The 5333-nt window shown below is 71.1% G+C and carries 4 protein-coding genes; all 4 read right to left on the bottom strand.

Annotated features, from left to right (window positions below; all coding sequences use genetic code 11):
* Positions 1–520 (bottom strand): DUF4386 domain-containing protein (locus ACTS11_RS14880; RefSeq protein WP_442641087.1); only part of this gene is annotated, 520 nt, incomplete at its 3' end.
* A 123-nt stretch (positions 521–643) separates the two neighbouring features.
* Positions 644–1876 carry a DEAD/DEAH box helicase gene (locus tag ACTS11_RS14875; protein ID WP_442641086.1) on the bottom strand — a complete coding sequence of 411 codons (1233 nt, stop codon included), beginning with the start codon at positions 1874–1876 and terminating at the stop codon, positions 644–646.
* A 306-nt stretch (positions 1877–2182) separates the two neighbouring features.
* On the bottom strand, positions 2183–4108 hold the full coding sequence (locus ACTS11_RS14870) for a PhoX family protein (RefSeq protein ID WP_442641085.1): 1926 nt from the start codon (positions 4106–4108) through the stop codon (positions 2183–2185).
* Between the two features lie 117 nt (positions 4109–4225).
* On the bottom strand, positions 4226–5209 hold the full coding sequence (locus ACTS11_RS14865; RefSeq protein WP_442641084.1) for an NAD(P)H-quinone oxidoreductase: 984 nt from the start codon (positions 5207–5209) through the stop codon (positions 4226–4228).
* Between the last annotated feature and the right edge of the window lie 124 nt (positions 5210–5333).

Raw genomic sequence — 5333 nt, 5'->3', positions numbered from 1 at the left:
TGCCGGTCAGGTAGACGACGCCCGACAGCATGATGCCAGCAGCCAGCACCCGCGCGACACCGCCGAGCCGGCAGAGGAGCACGCCCGTCAGCACCGAGTTCACGCCGAAGAAGGCGAGGCCCAGGTCGTAGCCGACACCGTGCATCTCGATCAGCGCCAGCGCCTGCGGCGCGAGGTCCGGACGCAAGGCGGCGAGAAGGAGCATCAGGCTCGCCGCGATCACCGCGCCCTGCATCAGGCGGAAGACCATCGCGGCGAGCGCGAGGCCCGCGCCCATCGGCCGGAGGATCAGGAACAGCAGGACGGCGAGGCCCGCATCGGCCATCGCCATGACCGCATCGGCCGCGATCGAGAGGCGGAGGGGTCCCGGCGTCGCGGCGATGGCGGCGGCCACGGCCTCGGCGTCGCCGGAGGCCAGGATCGGGCCGCGCAGCAGCACCTCGGACGAGATGCCGAAGACGATGATGACGAGGTAGAGAAATCCCGCGAGGCGGAACATGGGGAGCGTCGGTGCGGGCATGGGTGGCCTCCTTCGGGACAGCGGTTGAACTGTCCCCGGGCCTAACCCATGCTGCCCGAGCGAGGTATTCCCGCATTTCGCATCCCATCCATGCGGAACCGCATGGATGGGTGCGCCGACCGGTCAGGCGGCCTTCGCGCCCCGCTGGGGACGGCGGCGGCGCGGGCGGCGGGTCGGCTTGGCCGGGACGCCGCGGCCCTGCGCCTTGCGCGGCTGGTCGTGGCGGTCCCAGGGCTGGCCGTGACCGACGGGAATCGAGAGGCCCGTGACCTTCTGGATGTCGCGGAGCTCGCCCATCTCGTCGGGCGTGCAGAAGGCGATCGCGGCGCCGTCGGCCCCCGCGCGCGCGGTCCGACCGATGCGGTGGACGTAGATTTCCGGCACGTTCGGCAGGTCGTAGTTGTAGACGTGCTTCACGTCGGGGATGTCGATCCCGCGCGCGGCCACGTCGGTCGCCACCAGCACGCGCACCTGCCCCTCGCGGAAGGCGGTGATGGCGCGGTCGCGCTGGCCCTGGCTCTTGTTGCCGTGGATCGAGACGACGGCGAAGCCCTTGGCCTCGAGCGTCCTGGCCAGCTTCTCGGAACCGTGCTTGGTCCGGCCGAAGACGATGGCGCGCTCGTTCCGGTGCCCGTCGAGAAGGGCGATCAGGCGGTCGGTCTTCTCGTCCTTCGTCACGAAGTGCACCGACTGCACGATCCGGTCGACGGTGCGGCCGGGGGGCGTGACCTCGATGCGCAGGGGATCGCGCAGGAAGGAGGCGGCCAGCGCCTCCATCGCCTTGGGCATCGTGGCCGAGAACAGCATGGTGCGCCGCTCGGCCGGCAGCACGGAGGCGATCCGCCGCAGCGCATGGATGAAGCCGAGGTCGAGCATCTGGTCGGCCTCATCAAGGACGAGCTGCGTGACCTGCGAGAGGTTCACGTCCTTCCGGTCCGTCAGGTCGATGAGGCGGCCGGGCGTCGCCACGACGAGGTCGGCGCCGCGCGCCAGACGCCCGGCCTGCGCGTTCACCGAGGCGCCACCGACGACCAGCACGACCGAGAGCTTGCGGCCCATCCGCAGCGGCTCGAGCGCGGTGGCGATCTGCTTGGCGAGCTCGCGCGTCGGCGCGAGGATCAGGCCGCGCGGCGTGCGCGGCGCGGGCGCGCCCTTGGCGGCGGCCAGCGCCATCATCAGCGGCACGCCGAAGGCCACGGTCTTGCCCGTGCCGGTCTGCGCGAGGCCGAGCACGTCGCGACCCTGGAGCGCTGCGGGGATCGCGCGCTCCTGGATCGGGGTCGGCGCGGTCAGGCCGGCCATGGCGAGGCGGGAAACCATGTCGGCCGGGAGGCCGAGGGTGTTGAAGTCGGTCATATCGTCCTTTCGGGCCGCCCCTCACGGGCGGCGAATATCGAGCCCCGCCGGGGATCGGCGGGAACAGGCGGGGGCCGGGCCGGAGCGCGCGAAAGGGTCGCGCGCCTCGTGGCGGCCGTTCTCCCCTCGCGTGATGTCGGGAAATCTCTCTTCCCCCCGTGCGTCATCGGCCAGCCGGCCGCAGCCTGCTCACGCGGCAGGGCGCATCGGGGTTGATCGGCAATTATCGGGGCGCACCGCCCGCGTCAAGGACCGAGTGTGGAAAAGGGGCGGCACGCGCGGCGCCGCCCCCGAACCTGTTGCAGATCAGCCGACCAGGCCGTTGTCGTCGCGCTTGACCGCGATGACGGCCGAGCGCGCGAGGCTGTCGCCGAAGTCGGGCCAGTTGCCGCCGTTGTCGCCGGGGTGCTGGATGCCGACGAACATCGTGCGGCGGTCCGAGGACCAGCAGAGACCCGTGACCTCGCAGCCGTTCGGCCCGGTCAGGAAGCGCTCGATCCGGCCCGTGACCGGGTCGCCTGCGAGCATCTGGTTGTTGCCCATGCCTTCGTAGATGCCCTCGTTCGAGTCGTCGCCGTCGGTCTGGATCCAGATCAGGCCCGCGTTGTCGATCACCATCCCGTCGGGCGAGTTGAAGAGGTTGCCCGCGTTGATGTTGGCCGAACCCGCCTGCGGCCCTTCGGCCACGGTCGGGTTGCCCGCCATGACGTAGAGGTCCCAGGAGAAGCCGTCGGCGCCGTGGTCGCCGCCATCGGGCCGCCAGCGCACGATCTGGCCGTAGTTGTTGGTCTCGCGCGGGTTGACCGCGTTGACCGTCATCGGGTCGCCGCCCGCGTTCGTGCGGACCGTGCCGTCGTCGTTGAGGGCGCCGCGGCGCGAGTTGTTGGTGAGGCAGCAATAGGCCTCGGCGGCGTTCGGATGCACCGAGATCCACTCGGGGCGGTCCATCGTCGTCGCGCCCACGCGGCTGGCGGCCATCCGGGTGAAGACGGCGATGTGCGCCGCGTCCATGCCGGTGGTGGCGGGCGTCAGCGGCACCCAGCGGCCCGTCAGGTCGTCCTCGAAGACCGCGACGGAAAGTTCGCCTTCGACCAGAAGGGTCGAGGTGTCGCCGCCGGGCACATAGACGTCACGGCTGAGCCAGCGGTACATGAACTCGCCCCGCTCGTCATCGCCCATGTAGACCGCGACGCGCCCGTCGGCGGCGATGCCGTAGGCGGCGTTCTCGTGCTTGAAGCGGCCGAGCGCGGTGTGCTTGACCGGGGTGCTCTCCGGGTTCGCCGGGTCGATCTCGACGATGTAGCCCGCGCGGTGCGGCTCGTTGGGGTTGGCCGACACGTCGAAGCGGGCGTCCCACTTGTGGTAGTCGTAGCCCCAGCCGTCGGCGCCGATGCCGTAGCGGCGCATGCCTTCGCCGACGAGGCCCGAGGGCATGTCGCCGTTGGCGCCGAAGTAGCCGTTGAAGTTCTCCTCGCAGGTCAGGTAGGTGCCCCAGGGCGTCCGGCCCGACCCGCAGTTGTTGAACGTGCCGAGCGAGGCCATGCCGGTGGGATCGTCAGCGGTCTGCAGAAGCTCGTGACCGGCGGCGGGACCCGAGAAGGTCATCGGCGTCAGGTGCGTGATGCGGCGGTTGAAGGGGCTGTCGACCACGACCGACCAGCCGTCGGCGCCCTCGGCGATCTCCATGACGTTGACGCCCTGGAAGTTCTGCAGGATGCGCACGTCGTCGAGGCCCGTCGGCACGCCGTCCGTCGCGTGGGGCAGGTTCACCTCGCGGTTGGTGTACTCGCTGTTGATCACGATGATCTCGCGACCGTCGATGTCGAACAGCTCCATCCCGTCGGTGTTCTCGCCGAACACGCGGTCCGACATGCCCACCGGCACGCCGGCCTGCGGGTCGAAGGCGCCCACGGCATCGGGGAAGAGCGGGTCGCCCCAGCGCACGAGAACCTTCCAGGTGTACCCCTCGGGCACGTGGACCGTGTTGTCGGTCTGCGCGGCGATCGGGGTGAAGGGGAAGCGCGAGGCGGGCTGCGCCATCGCCGTCGTGCCCTTGAGGAGCGAGGTGCCCATGACGGCCGCGCCCGAGCCGAAGGCGAGCACGCCGCCGAGGAAGCCGCGGCGCGAGATCGCGCGCTCGACTACGCGGTCGAAATCCTGCACGTCGGGGCGCGGGAAGTTCAGTTCGTCCCACTCGTCGGCGGACAGGTGCTTGGTGTCGACATCCTTCATGTCGGTCTCCCTGGCTGATCTTGGTTGGATCGCGGCGGGGCACGAGTCGCGCGCCCGCCGCACACCAGCCGGGCTAGAGGGTCTTCGTGACAGTATTGCGAAGGTTGCCTGAAATCCTCAGGACACCCGGAGCACGATCTTCCCGATATGGGCCGAGCTCTCCATCCGGGCATGGGCCCGCGCGGCCTCCTCCAGCGGGAAGGTCTCGTCCATCACCGGCGCGATCCGTCCCGCCTCGAGCAAGGGCCAGACATGGGCGGCGAGCGCCGCCGCGATGTCGGCCTTGGCGGCGTCCGACTGCGGGCGGAGCGTGGAGCCGGTGATCGTGAGCCGCCGCACCATGAGCTGCGCGAAGTTCAGCTCGATCTTCGGGCCCTGGAGAAAGGCGATCTGCACGAGCCGCCCGTCATCGGCCAGGGCCTTCACGTTGCGCGGGAGGTAATCGCCGCCCACCATGTCGAGGATGAGGTCGGCCCCTCCCTCGGCCCGCAGGATCTCGGCGAAATCCTCGGACCGGTAGTTGATCGCGCGCTCCGCGCCGAGCGCCTCGCAGGCCGCGCACTTGTCGTCCGAGCCCGCGGTGGCGAAGACCCGCGCGCCGAAGTGGCGGGCGAGCTGGATCGCCGTCGTCCCGATGCCGGAGGAGCCGCCATGGACGAGGAACCGCTCACCGGCGCGGAGCCGCCCGCGCATGAAGACGTTGGACCAGACGGTGAAGAAGGTCTCGCAGAGCGCCGCGGCCTCGCGCATCCCCATGCCGCGCGGCACGGGAAGGGCGTGGTCCTGGTGGGTGACGGCGTATTCGGCATAGCCGCCGCCCGGCAGGAGCGCTGAGACCGCGTCGCCCTCGCGCCAGCGGGTGACGCCGGGGCCGACCTTCGCGACGGTGCCCGCGGCCTCGAGCCCGGGCAGGTCCGAGGCGCCCGGCGGCGGCGCGTAGCTGCCCGCGCGCTGGAGCGCGTCGGGCCGGTTCACGCCTGCATGGTCGATGCGGATGAGGATCTGGCCCGCCAGCGGCTCGGGCACGGGCCGCGTGACGGGCTTCAGCACCTCGGGCCCGCCGGGCCGGCTGATCTCGATGGCGCGCATCGTGGCGGTCATGGCGGGGCCTCCCTGTCTCCGTTCGGACAAGGCTTGCCGCGTCGCGCGACCGCCGACAAGGGCGCGGGGCGGAATTGCCGGCAATTCCGGCGCGGAAAAGCCGGCTTTTCCGCCGCCTACCGCC

It is taken from the genome of Roseicyclus sp. (assembly GCF_052168335.1).
GTDB lineage: Bacteria > Pseudomonadota > Alphaproteobacteria > Rhodobacterales > Rhodobacteraceae > Roseibacterium.
Note: the sequence above shows the minus strand (reverse complement) of the source record. Positions and strands in the feature narration are given on the sequence as shown.

Excerpts from the sequence above, each read along its gene's own strand:
- ACTS11_RS14865 (WP_442641084.1), bottom strand. The coding sequence starts at position 5,209 with ATGACCGCCACGATGCGCGCCATCGAGATCAGCCGGCCCGGCGGGCCC.
- ACTS11_RS14875 (WP_442641086.1), bottom strand. The coding sequence starts at position 1,876 with ATGACCGACTTCAACACCCTCGGCCTCCCGGCCGACATGGTTTCCCGC.
- ACTS11_RS14870 (WP_442641085.1), bottom strand. The coding sequence starts at position 4,108 with ATGAAGGATGTCGACACCAAGCACCTGTCCGCCGACGAGTGGGACGAA.